Source organism: Phaeobacter sp. JH20_02 (assembly GCF_048056915.1).
Taxonomy (GTDB): domain Bacteria; phylum Pseudomonadota; class Alphaproteobacteria; order Rhodobacterales; family Rhodobacteraceae; genus Phaeobacter; species Phaeobacter bryozoorum.
Genome location: NZ_JAYMVP010000032.1, coordinates 128,893 through 147,839 on the forward strand (window position 1 = coordinate 128,893; position 18,947 = coordinate 147,839).

An 18,947-nucleotide genomic window follows, 5' to 3' on the forward strand; every position below is an offset into this window, starting at 1 on the left:
TCTTATGCGCGGGTTTGGGCCCCATGACTTTTTTATTTTGGCGCCGCTCGTTGAAAGGGGCGCATCGAATGGGTCATCAGTAGAGGCAGTTGCGCAATTTGCGCAGGGCTACCTCGGTCTGATCTGCGGGGGCGACCAGTGCCACCCGAATATAACCGGCGCCCGGGTTCTTGGTGCCGTTGCCCTGGGCCAGATAAGATCCGGGCAGCACCCGTACGCCGGTGTCCAGCCACAGTTTCAGTGCCGCCGCCTCTCCGTCCTCGACCGGTAGCCAGAGGAAAAATCCTGCCTCAGGTGCCATGTAACCGTCCAGCCCGTCAAAAACCTGATCCGCAATCCGGTATTTTGCCTGATAAAGCGCGCGGTTCTCCACGACATGCGCTTCATCCGCCCAAACTCGGGCTGCAGCGGCCTGTAGCGGTGCGGGCAGCGGGGCGCCGGAATAGGCGCGCAGCTGATGCACCCGCTTTAGCGTTTCCGGTCCGCCGACGATGAGGCCCGAGCGGAGACCAGCAAGATTGGAGCGCTTCGAGAGCGAATTGAACAGCACCACCCGTTCTGGGTCCGCACCCATTTCTTGTGCGACGCTCAGGGCACCGACCGGTGCGCTATCCCGGTAGATTTCAGAATAGCATTCATCGGCAAAGATGCGGAAATCATACTGCTCGGCCAGTTGGATAAGCCGGGTCCAGTAGTCCCGGCTGGCTACGGCACCCTGCGGATTGGCGGGCGAACAGATATAGGCGACAGCAGTGCGGTTTAGCACCTCGGGCGGCAGGCTGCTATAATCGGGCAGATGACCCGTCGCAGCCGTCGCGGGTACAAAAACCGGCTCTGCTGCAACCGAGATCGAGGCAACCATATAGACCTGATAGAAGGGGTTCGGGATCAGCACGACTGGTTTCTGGCCGTTTTTCTGTTCCGGGCAGAGCGCCATCGCTGCATTGTAGAGCCCTTCTCGGGTGCCGTTCAGCGCCATGACCTGTGTCATTGGGTCGACGCTGACATCATAGCGGCGCTTGATCCAGTCGCTGATGGCGCCGCGCAGCTCGGTGCTACCCTCGTTGGGAGGGTAGCTCTGAAAGCCGGCGGCTTTTTCGACGATCACATCCGTCACCCAGGCCGGGAAATCATGTTTGGGTTCGCCAATGGTCATATGCACCACATCGCCGCCCGGCGTGTGATGGTCCAACAGGGCCCGCAGTCGCGGGAACGCGTATGGCGGCAGGTTTGAAAACCGCTCCGGAAAATTCATGTGTTTGGCCTCAGGTCCGGGATCGTTAATGCCCCGTTCACAAACAAACTACAGAGCGGATCCCTCTGCGTCCAGCCGCGCGAAGGTGGGCTTGGCAAAATGTGGCTTTCACGCCAATGCCCGCTCCACAGCTGCGCCGACGCGCAAGAGGGCCTCTTCGCAGTCAGGTTGCCCCAGGATCTGCAAGCCACATGAGGGGACGCCAGTGGGCAGTGACAGGCCACACAGTCCCATCAGATTGCCAATCCGGGTGTTGCGCAAGGCCATCAGATTTGAATGGATGTAGTAGTCGTGATCGTTCTGAAGCCGTTCGACATCAGGTGGCAGGATCGGAGAGGTCGGGCAGAGCACGCCGTCAAACCCTGCGGTGGCCAGATCCCAGTCCATTCGATACTGCTCCAGCTTGGCCCAGGCGGCGACATAGTCCGGACCGCTGAAACCGGCCCCGGAGCGGAACCGCTCCAGAATCTCGGGAAACATCAGATGTGGTGCTGCCTCGATCACATCTTTCCACAGGCCGTAGGCCTCCGCTGTAAAGAGGATCGCACTGAGCGACATGGCCTCCTTCAGCACAGGAACCTCCAGCGGGACAATATCTGCTCCGGCTGCGCGTAGTTTATCCAGGGCGTCGCTGTGGGCCTCGGCAATCTCAGGGGCCAGATCCTCCTGCGCCACGGTCCGCAGGTCGGCAAAGCGGCGTCCCTCCAAGGTGGTTCCGCGCAGATCGGGGCCATGGGTGCCCTCCAGCATACCTAGATAAAGCGCGGCGTCCTCGACCGATCGTGCCAGAGGGCCGACGGTATCAAACCTGAGGCAAAGCGGGACAACCCCTTCCAGGCTGATCCGGCCGGAGGTCGTCTTTAGTCCGACAAGATCATTCCAGGCCGAGGGAATTCGTACAGATCCCCCCGTATCAGAGCCTATTCCACAGGCCGCCAGACCAAAGGCGACGGAAGCTGCCGCACCGGAGGACGATCCGCCAGGGGCTGCCTGATCGTCATGGATGCAAGGCGGTGTTGCCTTCACCGGATTGAGACCGAGCCCGGAGAAGGCCAGCTCGCTCATATGTGTTTTGCCGAGGCAGACAGCGCCCATTGATGTTGCCGTCTGCAGAACCAGCGCATCGCGTTCGGGGACCCGCTCGGCCAGCAGATTGGACCCGGCTTCGGTTGTGATATCAGCGCTGTCAAAAAGATCCTTCCAGCTGATCGGAACCCCGTCGAGCAGCGACAACCGCTGTCCCTGCGCCGCGCGCAGCTTTGCCGCCTCGGCCTCGGCAAGGGCGCGGTCATGGGTGACGATGGTGTAGATCCGGTCGCGCTTGGGATGGGCGTCAATGGCCTCCAAATAGGTTCTGGTCAAGGCAACCGGGCAGATTTCACCTGCCTCAATGCCACGGCCCAGATTCGCTGCGGTCTGCGTCAGCCATTCTTGCATGTGCGCCTCTCCAAATTGCTCGGGATGAGGCGACGGTAGCGGCACCGCGCCCCATGGACAATCCCAATCGCAGGCGCATATTGCGGGGCATGAAAAACACAACCGACATCCTGATTGTGGGCGGTGGCCTGAATGGTCCGGCCCTGGCATTGGCGCTGGCCCAGACAGGCCACACAGTGACGCTGATCGACGCGCTGCCGCGGGATCTGCGCGACGATGACGGCTTTGATGGGCGCAGCTATGCGCTGGCGCTCGCATCACAGCGGTTGCTGGAGCAGATTGGCGTCTGGTCGCAGGTCGCGGACAAGGCCCAGCCGATGCTGGACATCAAGGTCACCGATGGTCGCGCGGGTCAGGGACCATCGCCGTTCTTCATGCATTTCGATCATGCCGAGATCGAAGATGGTCCTATGGGATACATGATTGAGGATCGCTATCTGCGTCGTGCCCTGCGCCGCGCGATGGAGGCGGATTCGGCAATCACGCTGGTGGATGAGCAAACAGTCGTCGCGCAACATGTCGACGCCACTGGTGTGACCCTTACGCTGGGCTCTGGTGACGCGCTGCGTGGGGGAATGATCGTCGGGGCGGATGGTCGGCGCAGTGGCACCGCAGCACGCGCAGGTATCAAACGAACCGGCTGGGATTATGGTCAGACGGCGCTGGTTTGCGCCATTCAACACGAGGCGCCGCATAACGGCGTCGCCCATCAATTTTTCATGCCCGCTGGCCCATTGGCGATTCTGCCGTTGCCGGGCAATCGGTCTTCCATCGTTTGGAGTGAACGGAGCCGGGTTGCTGAAGCGATCCAGGCCCTGGACAAGGCGGACTACCTTGCGGTGCTGCGCCCCCGATTTGGCGATTTTCTGGGCGAGATCAGCTTGGCCGGTGACCGTTTCACCTACCCTTTGAACCTGACCCTCGCCAATGCGTTTGTGGCTGACCGGCTGGCGCTGGTTGGCGATGCCGCCCATGGGGTCCACCCGATTGCAGGGCAGGGGCTGAATGCAGGGCTTCGCGATGTCGGCGCATTGGCGGAGGTGCTGACGGAGGCAAAGCGCCGGGGCGAAGATATTGCCTCTCCGCTTGTGTTTGCGCGTTATCAACAGTGGCGTCGCTTCGATACCGCCAGTCTGGCGGCAGCTACCGATGCGTTCAACCGACTGTTTTCCAACGACAACCCGCTACTGCGCTTGGGGCGCGACGTTGGGATGGGCGTGGTTGGCGCCTTTCCGGGGCTGCGCCGCACCTTTATTCGTGAGGCAGCCGGGCTGACCGGGGATCTGCCGAGATTGCTTCAAGGGCTGCCGATCTGAAGCTGGCCATGGTGCGGGTGCAAATCAAATTGGCCGGACAAAACTTGCCCGGCCACATCAAGATTTCAGCTTCGATCGCATTGCGGCAGGTGTCGGCCTAGTCCAGAACGCGCGCCTCGCCCTCAAGCATGACAGGAATGCCATTGCGGATCGGAAAGGCCAGATTGGCCGCGCGCGATATCAGCTCCTGCGCTGAGGCATCGTATTCAAGGACCGTCTGCGTGCGCGGGCAGACCAGTGCCTCAAGCATCCGGCGGTCAAAGGGCGCCTCACTGGCTCCGGTGGAAGACGGTTCAATGCTCATTGCAGAATTTCCTCATGCGAGCCGCCGCGAAGGGCGAATTCGATCAATGTGACCAGGGTCTCGCGCCTTGTGGCAAGGCAGGGCGCTTCGAGCAAGGCCTGTTTGTCTTCGGGATCGAAATCGAGCATCATCGACAAGGAGTTGATCAGTAGCTCGTCCTCGGCGTCCTTCAGGGCATCCCAATCTGTCGAAAGGTTGCGCGATTCAAAGAAACGTTCGAGCAGCTCTAGAAAGCGGGCGCGGTTGAAATCGTCGTCCGCCTCAACCCGGCCCAGATCGCGATGAAACCCGTCCCAGTCGACATCGCACCGCCGATATGGCGTGAACCCATTGATCTCGGTCTTGATCCGAAACCGTGAGACGCCGGACAAGGTAATCAGATAGCGGCCATCTTCGGTTTCCGAAAACTGCGTCACCCGTCCGGCGCAGCCGATGCTGTGCAGGCTACTGTCGCCGGTTTTCGACGGGAACGGCTGTATCATGCCGATCATCCGGTGTGGCGTCTTGAGCGCATCCTCCAGCATTTGCAGGTAGCGCGGTTCGAATATGTGCAACGGCAATCGCGCCCGGGGCAAGAGCAACGCCCCGGGCAGCGGAAACACCGGCAGAGTGTCGGGCAGATCAGCAACCTGTATCATGCTAGGGACTGTAGCGCTGGCGCCGCCCTAGGCAAATATGATGGAGCTGAGTTTGCGCCGACCATTGAGGACAATCGGATCGTTTGGCTTCAGAGCGTCGAAAATTGTGAACAACTGTGCTTTGGCCGCGCCGTCGTTCCACTCTTGGTCCTTGCGGAACAATGTCAGGAGTTCATCCACTGCGGCTTGGGTGTCGCCAGCTGCGTGCAGGGCCTGTGCCAGATCAAACCGGGCCTGATGGTCCTCGGGGTAGGCGTCCACGGTTGCGCGCAGTTCCGTCACGGGACCTGCATTCTCGGCCTGACGAGCCAGGGCGATCTGGGCATGAGCGGCCTCGATTTCTGCGGCATCGGAGATATCGGCAGGTGCGCCATTGAGCACCGCCTCCGCCTGGTCGAGATCTCCCATGGCGACATGGGCGCGTGCCAGCCCCCCGTAGGCGGCGGCGCTGTGATCATCTTCGCCAAGCACGGCGGCGAAGGTCTGCGCCGCATCCGCGAAATCACCATCGGCCAGCATCTGCTCGGCCGCTTCGACAGCTTCGCCCAGCCCGCCGTCCGCGCTGCCACCGGCTGCTTCGATTGCACGTTTGATGAATGCGTCGATTTCAGACGGCGCTACCGCGCCCTGAAACATGTCAATGGGCCGCCCCTGAACAAAGGCGACAACCGTCGGGATTGACTGCAAAGGAAGTCCTTGCTGCGAGAGGGCCTGAACCAGACGTTGGTTCTGATCCACGTCGATCTTCGCCATGGTGACGGCGCCTTTTGCCTTGGTCACGGCAGCTTCCAGCGCGGGTCCAAGTGTTTTGCAGGGGCCGCACCAAGGAGCCCAGAAATCGACGATCACCGGCGCGTGCATCGACGCATCGACAATGTCCTGCATGAATGTTGCCTCGGTCACGTCTTTGACCAGATCACCTGCGGGGGCCATATCTCCCGCGCCGCCAAGAATATCGATCATGCGCTTGCTCTCCATTTCCAACTTGCCCCCTATATGAAAGCTGGCTGACCAGAAACCAAGGGTTCATCTGCGCAAAGCCCTGCACCCGAGCGCTATCTCGGCTGTTTGCTGAGGGCTCAGAAGGCGCAGGTATACGGCGACAGCATTGTTCTATCGTGAATGACACAGTGTTTCCGGCGAAACCGGGCCGTGGATTCGACATTTTCCCTTGTCGCAGAGTATCATGAGGCGATAGGAACAGCATTCATGCTTAGAACGCGCGCAAAATATAATCTGGGACAGGTTGTCCGCCACCGCAAACATCCCTTTCGCGGAGTTGTGTTCGACGTCGATCCAGAGTTTGCCAATACCGAGGAATGGTACGAGGCCATTCCCGAAGACAGCCGCCCGGTGAAGGACCAGCCGTATTACCATCTGCTGGCGGAAAACGATCAGACCTACTACGTGGCCTATGTGTCGGAACAGAACCTGATCGCCGACTATTCCGGCGAACCTGTGGGGCACCCCGATATTCCAGAGATGTTCGGCAGTTTTGACGAAGGCAGCTATGAGCTGCATTATCAACTGAACTGATATAAGCGGCAGGCCTCTGGACCTCAGCCTTATAAACTCCGCACTGGCGCGGCCAAAGTGCGAAGATCCATTTCTCTCAATCGCCGTCTTGTCGTGCGGTTTAATACCCCAGAGCGCAGCCATCTTTCCGAGGGTCGCTGGCACCTTCCAGCACACCTGAGCGATGAATCTGGATCGCTTGTGCTCCGCCAATTGCGGTCTCCGGTATCGTGATGTTGTGGCCCATATCCGCGAGCTCTTGCCTCACCACATCGCTGTAGCCGCGTTCGACCTTCAGGGTGGCGCCATCGGCAAAGGCGCGGGGCAAATCGATCGCCGCCTGGGGATCCATGCGAAAATCCGTCATGTTAGAGACGAATCGCGCGTGACCATTGGGCTGATAGGCACCACCCATCACGCCAAAGGGCATGGTGACCGCGCCTTCCTTGCACAGCATTCCCGGAATGATAGTGTGCATTGGCCGCTTGCCGCCTGCCAGCATGTTGGGGTGGCCCTCTTCCAAGGTGAAACCTGCGCCGCGGTTTTGCAACAGAATGCCAAACTTGTCGGAGGCGATCCCCGATCCGAAACCGTGGAAGATCGAATAGATCAGCGAAACGGCCATGCGGTCCTTGTCGACGACGGTGATATAGATCGTGTCTTTATGCACTGCCTCACTGATCGGAGCAGGTGCAGCCATCGCGCGCTTCGGATTGATCAACTCGGCCAGGCGCACCGCCGTTTCCGGCGCCAGCATATGGTCCAAACGGACCGTGTGATCTGGATCCGCAATGAACCGGTTGCGCGCATCATAGGCGAGCTTTGCGGCTTCGGCTTCGATGTGAATACGTTCTGCGCCAACTGGGTTCATGCCTGCCATATCGAAATGCTTCAGGATATTCAGCATCAGAATAGCGGTGGCCCCCTGACCATTTGGCGGGTGTTCGACCAGCTCGATATCCTTGTAGCTGCCGACAACTGGTATGGTGACGTCAGCCTGTGTAGCGGCAAAATCCTTGCTGCTTTGCAACCCGCCGCGGGCTTGCAACGCAGCAATCATATCTTCGGCGACCTCGCCCGTATAAAACGCATCACGCCCGTCTTTGGCGACGCGCCGCAATACCTCGGCTTGACCTGGAGCGCGAAATATCTGCCCGATCCGCGGTGGCTCACCATCAAAAAGATACTGGTCGCGGGCGCTGCCCTGAAGCGTGTCGGCATCGTTCTGCCAGTCAAAGGCCACTCGCGGAGCCACCGGAACCCCAACTTCGGCATAGTGGATAGCAGGGGCAAGTATGGCATCCAGCCCCAACCGCCCTTCGGTATCGGAGAGTTTGCAGAAGGCATCGATTGCACCGGGTATGGTCACTGCATGTGCGCTGGTTAGGGGAACCGCGCTCAACCCATCCGCCCGCAGCCCGTCCGCGTTGGCGGCCGCGGCGGCACGCCCCGATCCGTTCAGGGCCATAACCGGCGAGCCGGGGCGGGAGTAAAGAACAAAACAATCGCCACCAATCCCGGTCATTTGCGGTTCACAGATGCCAAGCAGCACCGCGCCAGCGATTGCGGCATCCATCGCGTTGCCGCCGCGTTTCAGAATGTCTATGGCCGCGCCCGCCGCCAGCGGATGAGATGTGGCGCAAAGACCATTTTCGGCAAAGACCGCCGACCGTCCGGGGAAGTGAAAATCGCGCATGGTGCCTCCTGTAACTGGAAGGCAGCTTAGGTCGCACGGACGCAAAGGCAACGATAAAGGAGGATGAATGAGTCGCCGCTGTCGCTACGGCGCAATGCGGAATGGCGCCGTTCCGGCGCAGATCATCTGCACTGGCGCCGCCTGTAGCCCGATGAACCGAGCGATAAAGAGGAGAGAGGAGGTCTGGTGTTCGCCGCCGGGTGGCCAATGTGCCGTCCGCATGGTGGCGCTGGATGCCGGAACTCGGGCGCTAGACGTCACGCGCTATTGGCGTTGCGCATCTGAATTTCGAAACACAGGGAAAGGTTGTTGCCGCTGTCATCCCGCTTGTATTGCACATCTGAGGTGAGTTCGCGGATCAGCAGCCAGCCAAAGCCGCCTTCTGGCAGCTGGTCGGTCTCAACAGTCAAGTCATGCGCGGTCGCGATCGGCAATTCGCCATCCTTGAACGGAGCGCCGCCATCGCCAATCGAGATCCACAGCTGGTCAGGGTGCAGATTGCACCGTATGCGGACATCCCCGATGTCCATGCCGGCATAGGCATGTTCGACAACGTTGTTCACCGCCTCAGTCAAGGCGATCTGCACCTCATCCGCCCGGGCTTCCGGGATGCCCATTTTGCGCAGCCGCGCCACAACATCCTGTACACCGGATCTGGCATCCAGTTCCGTTGCCGTGAACGTGCAGGAAAAGGTTTCTACCATAGTCTTTTCGCTCCGCGTTACAAACACGCGTGGGGTCAAGAATCGATGCGGGTGGCAGTCGTTGCGTCGCTCAGTGACGCATACAAATCAAAAACAGTATCCATTCGCGTCAGTCGAAACACCTTGTCGACCATCGGCGTCAGCCCGGCGAGATCCAGTTTTCGGCCCTGTCCGAGCTGCTTCATAGCAGCTACAATAGCACCAAGACCGCTGGAATCGATGAATTTTACTTCGGACAGATCAAGAATGACGCGATCAGGGCCATTTTCGGTGGTCGCGCGCATGTCTTCTTTGAATTGGATGGCCATCGCTGCATCAATGCGTTCGGCATTGACGGTCACGATCTGTGTACCATCTGCTGTTGTGCTCGTCAGGCTCATGAGTGTCCCCGCGTCAATATGTGTTGACGATCAAACTAGACGTCAATCCTTACGATTTTGTATGCACTATTTCGAGATTAGGAGGAATATTAGATGAAAAATGTAGTGATCGCAGGCGCGGCCCGAACCCCGATGGGAGGTTTTCAGGGCATGTACGACGGCGTCGCGGCCGCCGACCTCGGCGGCGCTGCAATCCGCGCAGCTCTTGAGGGGGCAGGCGCCAGCACTGTGGATGAGGTCCTGATGGGCTGCGTCCTTCCGGCGGGCCAGGGCCAGGCGCCCGCGCGACAGGCCGGGTTTGCGGCTGGCCTCGGAGAAGAGGTGCCTGCAACGACGCTGAACAAGATGTGTGGCTCCGGGATGAAGGCCGCGATGATTGCTTATAATCAGATCGCGCTTGGGCAGACCGATACCATGGTTGCGGGCGGTATGGAGAGCATGACCAATGCGCCTTATCTTCTGCCGAAGATGCGCAATGGCGCGCGGATCGGGCACGGGCAGGTGGTTGATCATATGTTTCTCGACGGCCTCGAGGACGCCTATGACAAGGGCCGCCTGATGGGGAGCTTTGCCGAGGATTGCGCTGAGACCTATCAATTCACCCGTGAAGCGCAGGACGAATACGCGCTGACATCGCTATCCAATGCGCTGGCCGCACAGGAAAGCGGTGCGTTTGACGGTGAAATCGCAGCTGTCACCGTAAAAACTCGAAAAGGCGAGGTCGTGACGGATGCCGATGAGCAGCCGAAATCGGCGCGCCCCGACAAGATCCCGACGCTCAAACCGGCCTTCCGCAAGGATGGCACCGTAACGGCAGCAAATGCCTCCTCGATCTCCGATGGCGCGGCGGCCTTGGTTCTGGCCTCGCAGGAGGCTGCCGAGGCGCAAGGCTTGACCATACGCGCCCGGATCATGGGGCATGCAAGCCACGCACAGGCGCCGGGTCTGTTCACAACTGCTCCAGTCCCAGCAGCGAAGAAGCTGATGGAGAAGATCGGCTGGACCACCGATGATGTCGACCTGTGGGAGGTGAATGAAGCCTTCGCAGTTGTGCCAATGGCCTTCATGCGTGAAATGGGGCTGCCGCGCGACAAGGTGAACGTGAACGGCGGTGCCTGCGCGTTGGGGCATCCGATTGGGGCCTCTGGTGCGCGGATTATTGTGACCTTGCTCAACGCGCTGGAAAAACGCGGTCTCAAACGGGGGATCGCTGCCATCTGTATCGGCGGCGGCGAGGGAACGGCAATCGCGATCGAGCGGGTGTGAATGTCACCTTTACCAAAATACTCTCGGGGGTGAATTGACCTGGAGGTCAAGAGGGGGCAGACAGCCCCCTCTGCTACACTTGAGGAGGGCTGCTCTTGCAGGTCGAGTACGAAACACTTGCCAAGACTATCGCTGCACTGACTGAGGGCGAGACTGACGAAGTTGCGCTGATGGCAACCGTGACCTGTGAGGTCCACCACAGCGATGATCGGTTCAACTGGACTGGGTTTTATCGGGTAGTGGCGCCGCAATTGCTGAAGATTGGCCCCTATCAGGGTGGGCATGGATGTTTGCAGATCCCGTTTTCACGCGGCGTCTGCGGAGCAGCGGCGCGCAGCGGTGAGGTGCAGCTGGTCGCTGATGTTGACGCCTTTCCGGGCCATATCGCCTGTGCGTCATCGACACGGTCCGAGCTGGTGCTGCCGGTCTGGAACCACGACGGAGCGCTGATCGGCGTGTTTGATATCGACAGCGATCAGCCGGATGCCTTCACGCAAGAAGACGCAGAGCAGCTGACGCTCATATTGAAGCAGGTCTTCAGCCGCGCCGATTGATTCGGTGATCAAGGGGCGTTGCCCCTCGGCCTGACGGCCTCACCCCAAAGTATTTATGGAAAGATGACGAAGCCGGGCGCCTTTATGGCCCCGGTTTTTGTTTGTCAGGGCCGTTCATGAAAAAAGGCTTTGAAATTTCACGAAGCCAGTGCATCGTGAAAAAATGACCCGCTTTTTCATGGAGTCCCTGTGACAGATCAATCACCATATCACGCAACACTCGGTGCGGATCTGCGCGCCTTGCGTAAGGCGCGTGGCGTGACGCTTGCCGATCTTGCGGGGCGTCTTTGTCGGTCTGTTGGCTGGTTGAGCCAGGTCGAGCGGGATATGTCGGAACCGTCGATTTCTGATCTTAGAGCGATTGCCAGCTCGTTGGATGTGCCGATGTCGATGTTGTTTGCCCATTCGGCGGCGCCGGTTCCAGAACAGGGATACATTGTCCGCGCAGGCGCGCGCCGTCCGATGGGGTCCGGCGACGAAGGTCTGATCGAAGAGCTGCTGTCGCCCGATCTGACCGATGACTTCGAGATGGTGCACTCCACCTTTCGTCCGCATTCGCGGATGCAAACCCCCGCCGACCGCCCGACGCAGGAGGTTGGCTACATGATTTCAGGCCGGTTGGACCTGCTGATCGGGGGGCGCAGTTTCACCGTGGGGCCCGGCGACAGTTTCCGGATCAAGGAAGAGCCGTACCAATGGGCCAACCCCTATGACACGCCGGCCGTCGCGGTCTGGGTTATTGCTCCGCCGGTGTACTGATGAGTATTGATGCCTGGATCATATTTGCGTTGTTCTGGGCTGTCTTCGTGACCACACCCGGGCCGAATGCGGTGAATTGTATCTCCAACGGAATGGCCTTGGGGTTTGGGCGTGCAATGGTCGGTGTTCTGGCGATCCTGACGCAAGCGACGTTGTTCCTATTGCTGTCGGCCCTGGGGGTGACGACTCTGATCGCAGCCTCGCCCACCGGATTTCTGGTGGCCAAGCTGATTGGCGCCGGGTTTCTGATTTATCTGGGTTGGCGTGGTTGGCGCAACGCGACACGCCCGGTTCCGGCCACTGTCCGGCCCGCCCGTCACATCTACCTGCACGCCTTGGCGGTGGCCGTGATCAATCCGAAGAGCGTGGCGGGTTATCTCGCCGCGTTCTCGCAGTTCATCCAGCCGGACGTGCCGGTCTGGGACCAGATGCTGGTGATCGTGCCCACTGCCTTGGGCCTGACCACTCTGAGTTACACCGGTTTCACCCTGCTGGGTGCCAGCCTGGGAAAAGCTGCAATGAAAGCCGTCTTCAGCGTCTGGATCCGTCGCCTGCTGGCAATTTGTTTCATTGTTTACGGCGTTCTGCTCGGCGCGAGCAGCGCTCCCAACCTGGAGGTTGCAAGATGATCAAGGGGTCCTGTCTTTGCGGGGGTATTCATTATGAGACATCCGCCCAACCGCAGGGCGCCTCGATGTGTCACTGCGGCCAATGCCGTCGGCAATCCGGGGGTCTATGGTCGTCGGCTCGCGTGCCGGAGGCAGAGCTGATGATCTCCGGCGAGGTGAGCTGGTACGCGGCCAGTCCGGTGGCGAAACGGGGTTTCTGCGCCCGTTGCGGATCGTTTCTGTTCTGGAAAGCTGAAGATGGGGACGCGATCTGTTTTTCGCTTGGCTCGGTCGAGGCACCTACCGGTGTCTCCCTGGAGAAGCATATCTTTGTTGCGGACAAGGGCGACTACTACGACATCGCGGACGGCGTGCCGCAAGAGGACTGACATCAGGGAGCAATCATGTCCGATTTTCCATCCAAGGCCCGTGTGGTCATCATCGGCGGCGGCGTCGTCGGCTGTTCGGCACTCTATCACCTGGCCAAGAAGGGCTGGACCGACTGCGTGCTCCTGGAGAAGAACGAACTGACAGCCGGTTCGACATGGCATGCGGCGGGCAATGTTCCGACATTCTCGACCTCTTGGGCGATCATGAACATGCAGCGCTACTCGACCGAGCTGTATGCCCGCCTCGGTGAAGAGGTCGACTATCCGATGAATTACCACCAGACCGGCTCGATCCGTCTTGCCCATACCAAGGAGCGAATGCAGGAGTTTGAACGCGCCTGCTCCATGGGCCGCTATCAGGGCATCGGGATGGAGATATGGACGCCTGAGCAGGCCAAGGAGCGTTATCCGTTCCTGGAGACCCACGACCTGAAAGGTGTGCTGTGGGATCCGTCAGACGGCGACATCGACCCGGCGCAGGTGACGCAGGCGCTGGCCAAGGGCGCCCGCGACATGGGCGCGAGGATCATCCGCTTCTGCCCGGCAACCGGTGTCAGCCAGAAGGAAGACAAGACCTGGATCGTGCATACCGGGAAGGGCGATATTGCCTGTGATTATGTGGTGAACGCCGCCGGTTATTATGCCCAGCGTGTCGGAGAGTGGTTCAGGCCCTATGGCGGGCGCACCGTGCCGATGATGGTGATGAGCCACCAGTATCTGCTGACCGAGCAGATCCCCGAGATCGAAGAGCACACCAAGAAGACCGGCAAGAAGCTGCCGCTGATCCGCGATGTGGATGTGTCCTACTACCTGCGTCAGGAGAAGAACGGCTACAACCTTGGCCCCTACGAGCCGAATTGCAAAGGCCATTGGATGTCTGAGGACGACCGGATGCCGGACGATTTTTCGTTCCAGCTGTGGTCGGACGATCTGGACCGGATCGAGGATATTGTCACCGACGCGATGGAGCGGGTGCCGCTGATGGCGTCCACCGGCGTCTCCAGCGTGATCAATGGCCCGATTCCCTATGCCCCCGACGGTCTGCCGCTGCTGGGCCCGATGCCGGGCGTGGACAACGCGTTCGAGGCTTGCGTCTTTACCTTTGGCATCGCCCAGGGCGGCGGTGCCGGCAAGGTGCTGGCGGAGTGGATCGCCGACGGCCAGACCGAGTGGGACATGTGGTCCTGCGATCCGCGCCGCTACACCGACTACACCGACCAGGATTACTGCGACAAGAAAGGCATGGAAGTCTACGGCAACGAATACGCCATGCACTTTCCGCATCACGAATGGCCGGCAGCGCGCGACAAGAAAGTCAGCCAGGTGCATTGCCGCATCAAGGAGCTCGGCGGCCAGATGGGCGCCTACAACGGCTGGGAGCGCGCCAACTGGTTTGCAAAGGATGGTGACGACACCTCCGAGGAGGCCACCCATACCTGGGGCCGCTCCGGCCCGTGGCAGCAGCGGATCAAGGAAGAATGCGAAGCGGTCCGCGACGATGTTGGCGTGCTGGACCTGCCGGGTTTCTCCCGTTTCAACCTGGACGGTGAGGGCGCAGCCGAGTTTCTGCGCGGGATGATCACCGGGGGTCTGCCCAAGGCGGGCCGGATGAACCTGGTCTACTTCGCAGATAACCGCGGCCGTATCCTGACGGAGATGTCCTGCATCCGTCATGGCGAGGACCACTTCACCCTGATCACCGCGGGCTCGGCCCAGTGGCACGACTTCGAGATCCTGAAGAAGGCGCTGCCCGAGGGCCTGACCCTGACCGACCGCACCACCGAATTTGCAACCATGATCGTCACCGGCCCGAAATCGCGGGAGCTGCTGGCGGGCATCTCGGATGCCGATCTGTCGCTGGGCTGGCTGACCCATCAGGAAGCCACGGTCGCGGGCAAGCCCGCCTTCCTGGCGCGGGTGTCCTTTGCTGGCGAACTGGGCTGGGAGGTCCATTGCGCCAACGCGCATCAACCGGAGATTTACGAGGCCCTGCTGGCGGGCGGCGCCAAGCCGTTTGGCATGTACGCGCTGAACGCCCTGCGCATCGAAAAGGGCTACCGCACCTGGAAGGGTGACCTGTCCACCGACTACTCGCTGCTTGAAGGCGGGCTGGAGCGGTTCGTCAAGCTGGACAAACCGCAGGATTTCCCGGGCAAGGCCGCGATCCAGGCCGAAAAGCAGCGCGGGGTGAAGAAATCCTTTGTCACCCTGATTGTCGATGCCGGGGAGGCGGACGCGCCCTATATGTCCTGCATCTGGAAGGATGACGAGATCGTGGGCGAAACCACCTCTGGCGACTGGGGCTACCGTGTGAACGCCTCCATCGCGCTGGGCATGGTGCGACCTGAGTTGGCGATGCCCGGAACCGAACTGGAGATCGAAATCTACGGTGAGAAATACCGTGCGGTGGTTCAAAAAGACGAACCACTGTGGGATCCGGGCAATGACCGGCTCCGGGCCTGACCCTCGCGCGACCTCCGGGGGCCCCGCCCCTGGGGAACGTCGGTGGCAGGTTGATATCCTGCTGAGCGAAGGTTTCGTCTTGACGGAATTTTCCGCCGTGGTGGAGCCGTTGCGCCTGGCCAATCGGGTGTTGGCGCAGCCACCGTTCTCCTGGACCCTTCGCTCCGCAGCGGGTGGTCAGATCGGCTGCCGGGCGGGTGCCTTTGTCGAGACGGAGCCTTTTGCAAGCCGCGCCGAGGCGGATTGTGTTTTTGTTCTTGGCAACACGGATCCCGATTGCCCTGCGCTGTCGATGGGGCCGCTGATCAGCAAATACCGCGCGCGCGGAGCCAAAGTCTATCTGCTGGCTGAGGCGGCAAGCCGGTACATCCGCGACAGCGGAAAGCAGGGGGGGCTCCACACGACACATTGGGAAAACGCCACTTTGATGCGCGAACGTATTGGATTGTTTGACGCCAACTTCGCGCTTGCAAGCGAGGATGGTCAGGTTGTGACCTGTGCCGGAATGGGGTCGACGGTGGATATCGTTCTTGCCTTGATTGGACAGCTGACAACGGCCGCCGCCCAGGTGACGGTTGCCAATATCCTGCTGCATGACAAGATACGCGATTACGCATCGCTGCAACCCTTCTCAGGTGTGAAGCCAACGGTTACCGGTGATGCTGACCTTGATCAGGCCATTCGCGTGATGCAGGAGCACATCGAAGACCCGTTGCCGATCAACGAGATCGTGGATCAACTGGGGATTTCGACCCGATCGCTGGAGCGCAAGTTCAATACTTTTCTGGGCACCACTCCAAACGGGTTTTACCGCGAAATGCGGCTGAACAAGGCGAATAATCTGCTGCTCAACACCACTATGAGCGTGCGGGAAATCGGATTGGCCTGCGGATTCTCCAACGGGTTTTCGACCCTGTATAAGGCTTTTTTCGGCATTACCCCATTTGCCCTGCGAAAGTCACGACGCGCTTCCCAGTCCATGGAGCGACGTCGGAAACCCGCCCATTAGCGGCGGAGAATACAGCGGCAAGATTGGCGTTTTTCATACATTTCCTGTCGCCTATCTGTGGCAGGGTCTGATCAAACGAGATCAGGAGACACAAGATGAGCGATCTTCCCAACAAGGCCCGTGTGGTCATTATCGGCGGCGGTGTGATCGGCTGCTCGGTGGCCTATCACCTGACCAAGCTCGGCTGGAAGGATGTGGTGCTGCTGGAGCGCAAGCAGCTGACCTCCGGCACCACATGGCATGCCGCGGGGCTGATCGGCCAGCTGCGCGCGTCCTCCAACATGACCAAGCTCGCCCGCTATTCGGCCGAGCTCTATTTGGGGCTTGAGGCAGAAACCGGAGTCGCGACGGGTATGCGTCAGGTGGGGTCGGTGTCCGCTGCCCTGACCCATGAGCGGCTTGAGGAGCTCTACCGCAACGCCGCCATGGCGCGCGCCTTTGGCGTGCCGGTGGAGGAGCTGTCGCCCAAGGAGGTGAAGGAGCGCTACGAGCACATCAATCTGGACGGCGTGACCGGCGGCGTCTGGCTGCCGACCGACGGGCAGGCGGATCCGGCCAACATCGCGCTGGCCCTGGCCAAGGGCGCCCGCCAGCGCGGCGCGCTGGTCAAGGAGCGCATCAGGGTCACCGGCATCTCCAAACAGGGCCGCCGCGTCACCGGTGTGGACTGGGTTAGCGACGATGGCGGGGCGCAGGGCCATATTGAATGCGACATGGTGGTGAACTGCGCCGGCATGTGGGGGCATGAGGTTGGCCGCATGGCAGGCGTCAACGTGCCGCTGCATGCCTGCGAGCACTTCTACATCGTCACCGAAGGTATCGCAGGCCTGACCCAGATGCCGGTGCTGCGGGTGCCGGACGAATGCGCCTACTACAAAGAAGATGCAGGAAAGATCCTGCTGGGAGCGTTTGAACCGAACGCCAAGCCCTGGGCGATGAACGGCATACCCGACAGCTTTGAGTTCGACCAACTGCCCGAGGATTTCGACCACTTCGAGCCGATCCTGGAAGCCGCCTGCAACCGGATGCCGCTGCTGGCGGAGGCGGGCATCCACACGTTCTTCAACGGACCGGAATCCTTCACCCCGGATGATGCCTACCATCTGGGCCTGGCGCCGGAGATGGACAATTTCTGGGTCGCCGCAGGCTTCAACTCGATCGGCATCCAGTCTGCAGGCGGTGCCGGCATGGCGCTGGCGCAGTGGATGGAAGACGGCCAGAAGCCGTTTGACCTCGGCGATGTGGACATCTCCCGCATGCACCCGTTCCAGGGTAATAAACACTATCTGTTCGAGCGTTCAAAAGAGACTCTGGGCCTCCTGTATGCGGACCATTTCCCCTACCGCCAGAAGGCCACGGCCCGCGGCGTGCGCCGCACCCCGTTCCACTACCACCTCAAGGAGCAGGGCGCCGTATTCGGCGAAATCGGTGGCTGGGAACGCGCCAACTGGTTCGCGAACGAAGGCCAGGAGCGCGAGTACCAGTACAGCTGGAAACGCCAGAACTGGTTCGAAAATTCTGCAGCTGAACACCGCGCTGTCCGTGAAAACGTCGGCATGTACGACATGTCCTCCTTTGGCAAGATCCGCGTCGAAGGCCCGGATGTGGAGAAGTTCCTGAACTACATCTGCGGTGCCAATGTCTCGGTTCCGGCGGGCAAGATCGTCTACACCCAGTTCCTGAACAGCCGCGGCGGGATAGAGGCGGATGTGACCGTCACCCGTCTGAGCGAGACCGTCTATCTGGTGGTGACCCCGGCGGTGACCCGCCTCGCCGATCAGACTTGGATGATGCGCAACAAGGGCGGTTTCAACGTCGTACTGACAGACGTCACTGCTGGAGAGGGCGTTCTGGCCGTCATGGGCCCGAACTCCCGCGAACTGCTGCAGAAAGTGTCGCCCAATGATTTCTCCAATGAGGTGAACCCCTTCGGCACCGCGCAAGAGATCGAACTTGGCATGGGGCTCGCCCGTGTGCACCGGGTGACCTACGTGGGTGAACTTGGCTGGGAAATCTACATCCCGGCGGAAATGTCCGGCCATGCCTTCGAAACCCTCTGGGAGGCGGGCCAGGACATGGGGCTCAAGCCCTGCGGCATGCACATGATGGACAGCTGCCGGATCGAGAAGGGGTTCCGCCACTTCGGCCACGACATCACTTGCGAAGACAATGTGATCGATGCAGGGCTTGGCTTTGCGGTTGCCGTCGGCAAGGACGACTTTATCGGCAAGGCCGCGGTGCTGGAGCGCAAGGAGAGCGGTCCTAAGAACCGCATGGTTCAGTTCAAACTGACCGATCCCGAGCCGCTGCTGTTCCACAACGAGCCGATCATCCGCGACGGCAAATACGTGGGCTATCTCAGCTCCGGTAACTACGGCCACACGCTGGGTGCCGCCATCGGCATGGGCTATGTGCCCTGCGAGGGGGAAAGCGCAGCGGATGTGCTGGGTTCGGTCTATGAGATCGACGTCTGCGGCATGAAAGTGAAAGCCGAAGCTTCCCTGAAGCCGATGTATGATCCGAAATCGGAGCGGGTGAAGGCATAGGTCACCTCTAAGGATCCTATGGGGGCGAGATCAGCGGGAGAAAATGTGCGCAGTTCGCGCACTCTTTCCCCGCCGATCCGATAAGGCCGTCTACCATCGCCGACAGCA

18 protein-coding genes are annotated in these 18,947 nt (G+C 60.5%); 10 read left to right on the plus strand and 8 right to left on the minus strand.

The genetic code is table 11. The annotated features are described in order from the left end of the window. Positions 1-76: 76 nt before the first annotated feature. Positions 77-1,255: an aminotransferase class I/II-fold pyridoxal phosphate-dependent enzyme gene (locus VWY34_RS20345; RefSeq protein ID WP_416548989.1), complete on the minus strand. Its 1,179-nt coding sequence runs from the start codon at positions 1,253-1,255 to the stop codon at positions 77-79. A 108-nt stretch (positions 1,256-1,363) separates the two neighbouring features. Beyond that, on the minus strand, positions 1,364-2,692 hold the full coding sequence (locus VWY34_RS20350; RefSeq protein ID WP_416546585.1) for an amidase: 1,329 nt from the start codon (positions 2,690-2,692) through the stop codon (positions 1,364-1,366). A gap of 89 nt (positions 2,693-2,781) precedes the next feature. On the opposite strand from VWY34_RS20350, the gene VWY34_RS20355 reads away from it, so the two are divergent. Further along, positions 2,782-4,008, plus strand: a complete 1,227-nt coding sequence (locus VWY34_RS20355) for an FAD-dependent monooxygenase (protein WP_416546587.1) — start codon at positions 2,782-2,784, stop codon at positions 4,006-4,008. 97 nt (positions 4,009-4,105) lie between these two features. Here the strand turns inward: VWY34_RS20355 and VWY34_RS20360 are convergent, their stop codons facing one another. Genes VWY34_RS20360 through VWY34_RS20370 form a run of 3 tightly spaced genes read right to left on the minus strand, consistent with a single transcriptional unit; the run spans position 4,106 to position 5,913 of the window. Beyond that, positions 4,106-4,312 carry a Trm112 family protein gene (locus tag VWY34_RS20360; RefSeq protein ID WP_340546926.1) on the minus strand — a complete coding sequence of 69 codons (207 nt, stop codon included), beginning with the start codon at positions 4,310-4,312 and terminating at the stop codon, positions 4,106-4,108. Then, positions 4,309-4,950, minus strand: coding sequence for an LON peptidase substrate-binding domain-containing protein (locus VWY34_RS20365; RefSeq protein WP_416537663.1), 642 nt, complete (start codon positions 4,948-4,950; stop codon positions 4,309-4,311). The genes VWY34_RS20360 and VWY34_RS20365 overlap by 4 nt, the downstream gene beginning before the upstream one ends. A 27-nt stretch (positions 4,951-4,977) precedes the next feature. Next, entirely contained in the window at positions 4,978-5,913 is a 936-nt protein-coding gene (locus tag VWY34_RS20370) for a tetratricopeptide repeat protein (RefSeq protein WP_416542613.1), read from the minus strand. A 246-nt stretch (positions 5,914-6,159) separates the two neighbouring features. Between VWY34_RS20370 and hspQ the strand changes: the two genes are divergently transcribed. Next, complete coding sequence (hspQ, locus tag VWY34_RS20375; protein WP_340546923.1) at positions 6,160-6,486, plus strand: heat shock protein HspQ; 327 nt, start codon at positions 6,160-6,162, stop codon at positions 6,484-6,486. A gap of 100 nt (positions 6,487-6,586) precedes the next feature. Here hspQ and VWY34_RS20380 read toward each other — a convergent pair whose 3' ends face one another. The 3 genes from VWY34_RS20380 to VWY34_RS20390 all read right to left on the minus strand — a co-directional run bounded on the left by VWY34_RS20380 (position 6,587) and on the right by VWY34_RS20390 (position 9,245). After that, positions 6,587-8,161 (minus strand): gamma-glutamyltransferase family protein, encoded by a 1,575-nt coding sequence (locus tag VWY34_RS20380; protein ID WP_416546589.1) that lies wholly within the window; start codon positions 8,159-8,161, stop codon positions 6,587-6,589. Between the two features lie 257 nt (positions 8,162-8,418). Next, entirely contained in the window at positions 8,419-8,865 is a 447-nt protein-coding gene (locus VWY34_RS20385; RefSeq protein ID WP_340546921.1) for an ATP-binding protein, read from the minus strand. Positions 8,866-8,900: 35 nt separating this feature from the next. Further along, positions 8,901-9,245: an STAS domain-containing protein gene (locus tag VWY34_RS20390; RefSeq protein WP_340546920.1), complete on the minus strand. Its 345-nt coding sequence runs from the start codon at positions 9,243-9,245 to the stop codon at positions 8,901-8,903. A gap of 93 nt (positions 9,246-9,338) precedes the next feature. Here VWY34_RS20390 and VWY34_RS20395 point away from each other — a divergent pair, with 93 nt between their 5' ends. From VWY34_RS20395 to VWY34_RS20430, 8 genes are all read left to right on the plus strand, one after another. After that, positions 9,339-10,511 (plus strand): thiolase family protein, encoded by a 1,173-nt coding sequence (locus tag VWY34_RS20395; RefSeq protein ID WP_416546591.1) that lies wholly within the window; start codon positions 9,339-9,341, stop codon positions 10,509-10,511. Positions 10,512-10,606: 95 nt separating this feature from the next. After that, positions 10,607-11,065, plus strand: coding sequence for a GAF domain-containing protein (locus tag VWY34_RS20400; protein WP_416546593.1), 459 nt, complete (start codon positions 10,607-10,609; stop codon positions 11,063-11,065). Positions 11,066-11,254: 189 nt separating this feature from the next. Next, complete coding sequence (locus VWY34_RS20405; protein WP_416546595.1) at positions 11,255-11,824, plus strand: helix-turn-helix domain-containing protein; 570 nt, start codon at positions 11,255-11,257, stop codon at positions 11,822-11,824. Continuing rightward, positions 11,824-12,453 carry a LysE family translocator gene (locus tag VWY34_RS20410; RefSeq protein ID WP_416546597.1) on the plus strand — a complete coding sequence of 210 codons (630 nt, stop codon included), beginning with the start codon at positions 11,824-11,826 and terminating at the stop codon, positions 12,451-12,453. Before VWY34_RS20405 ends, VWY34_RS20410 begins: the two co-directional genes overlap by 1 nt. Beyond that, complete coding sequence (locus tag VWY34_RS20415; protein ID WP_416546599.1) at positions 12,450-12,821, plus strand: GFA family protein; 372 nt, start codon at positions 12,450-12,452, stop codon at positions 12,819-12,821. The genes VWY34_RS20410 and VWY34_RS20415 overlap by 4 nt, the downstream gene beginning before the upstream one ends. A 15-nt stretch (positions 12,822-12,836) precedes the next feature. Further along, positions 12,837-15,284, plus strand: coding sequence for a GcvT family protein (locus VWY34_RS20420; RefSeq protein WP_416546601.1), 2,448 nt, complete (start codon positions 12,837-12,839; stop codon positions 15,282-15,284). Continuing rightward, on the plus strand, positions 15,265-16,293 hold the full coding sequence (locus VWY34_RS20425) for a GlxA family transcriptional regulator (protein WP_416546603.1): 1,029 nt from the start codon (positions 15,265-15,267) through the stop codon (positions 16,291-16,293). Before VWY34_RS20420 ends, VWY34_RS20425 begins: the two co-directional genes overlap by 20 nt. A 95-nt stretch (positions 16,294-16,388) precedes the next feature. Beyond that, on the plus strand, positions 16,389-18,839 hold the full coding sequence (locus VWY34_RS20430; RefSeq protein WP_416546605.1) for a GcvT family protein: 2,451 nt from the start codon (positions 16,389-16,391) through the stop codon (positions 18,837-18,839). The last annotated feature ends 108 nt before the right edge of the window (positions 18,840-18,947 follow it).

Excerpts from the sequence above, each read along its gene's own strand:
- VWY34_RS20370 (WP_416542613.1), bottom strand. The coding sequence starts at position 5,913 with ATGATCGATATTCTTGGCGGCGCGGGAGATATGGCCCCCGCAGGTGAT.
- VWY34_RS20420 (WP_416546601.1), top strand. The coding sequence starts at position 12,837 with ATGTCCGATTTTCCATCCAAGGCCCGTGTGGTCATCATCGGCGGCGGC.
- VWY34_RS20365 (WP_416537663.1), bottom strand. The coding sequence starts at position 4,950 with ATGATACAGGTTGCTGATCTGCCCGACACTCTGCCGGTGTTTCCGCTG.
- VWY34_RS20355 (WP_416546587.1), top strand. The coding sequence starts at position 2,782 with ATGAAAAACACAACCGACATCCTGATTGTGGGCGGTGGCCTGAATGGT.
- VWY34_RS20390 (WP_340546920.1), bottom strand. The coding sequence starts at position 9,245 with ATGAGCCTGACGAGCACAACAGCAGATGGTACACAGATCGTGACCGTC.
- VWY34_RS20395 (WP_416546591.1), top strand. The coding sequence starts at position 9,339 with ATGAAAAATGTAGTGATCGCAGGCGCGGCCCGAACCCCGATGGGAGGT.
- VWY34_RS20380 (WP_416546589.1), bottom strand. The coding sequence starts at position 8,161 with ATGCGCGATTTTCACTTCCCCGGACGGTCGGCGGTCTTTGCCGAAAAT.
- hspQ (WP_340546923.1), top strand. The coding sequence starts at position 6,160 with ATGCTTAGAACGCGCGCAAAATATAATCTGGGACAGGTTGTCCGCCAC.
- VWY34_RS20430 (WP_416546605.1), top strand. The coding sequence starts at position 16,389 with ATGAGCGATCTTCCCAACAAGGCCCGTGTGGTCATTATCGGCGGCGGT.
- VWY34_RS20385 (WP_340546921.1), bottom strand. The coding sequence starts at position 8,865 with ATGGTAGAAACCTTTTCCTGCACGTTCACGGCAACGGAACTGGATGCC.
- VWY34_RS20425 (WP_416546603.1), top strand. The coding sequence starts at position 15,265 with ATGACCGGCTCCGGGCCTGACCCTCGCGCGACCTCCGGGGGCCCCGCC.
- VWY34_RS20410 (WP_416546597.1), top strand. The coding sequence starts at position 11,824 with ATGAGTATTGATGCCTGGATCATATTTGCGTTGTTCTGGGCTGTCTTC.
- VWY34_RS20415 (WP_416546599.1), top strand. The coding sequence starts at position 12,450 with ATGATCAAGGGGTCCTGTCTTTGCGGGGGTATTCATTATGAGACATCC.
- VWY34_RS20360 (WP_340546926.1), bottom strand. The coding sequence starts at position 4,312 with ATGAGCATTGAACCGTCTTCCACCGGAGCCAGTGAGGCGCCCTTTGAC.
- VWY34_RS20350 (WP_416546585.1), bottom strand. The coding sequence starts at position 2,692 with ATGCAAGAATGGCTGACGCAGACCGCAGCGAATCTGGGCCGTGGCATT.
- VWY34_RS20345 (WP_416548989.1), bottom strand. The coding sequence starts at position 1,255 with ATGAATTTTCCGGAGCGGTTTTCAAACCTGCCGCCATACGCGTTCCCG.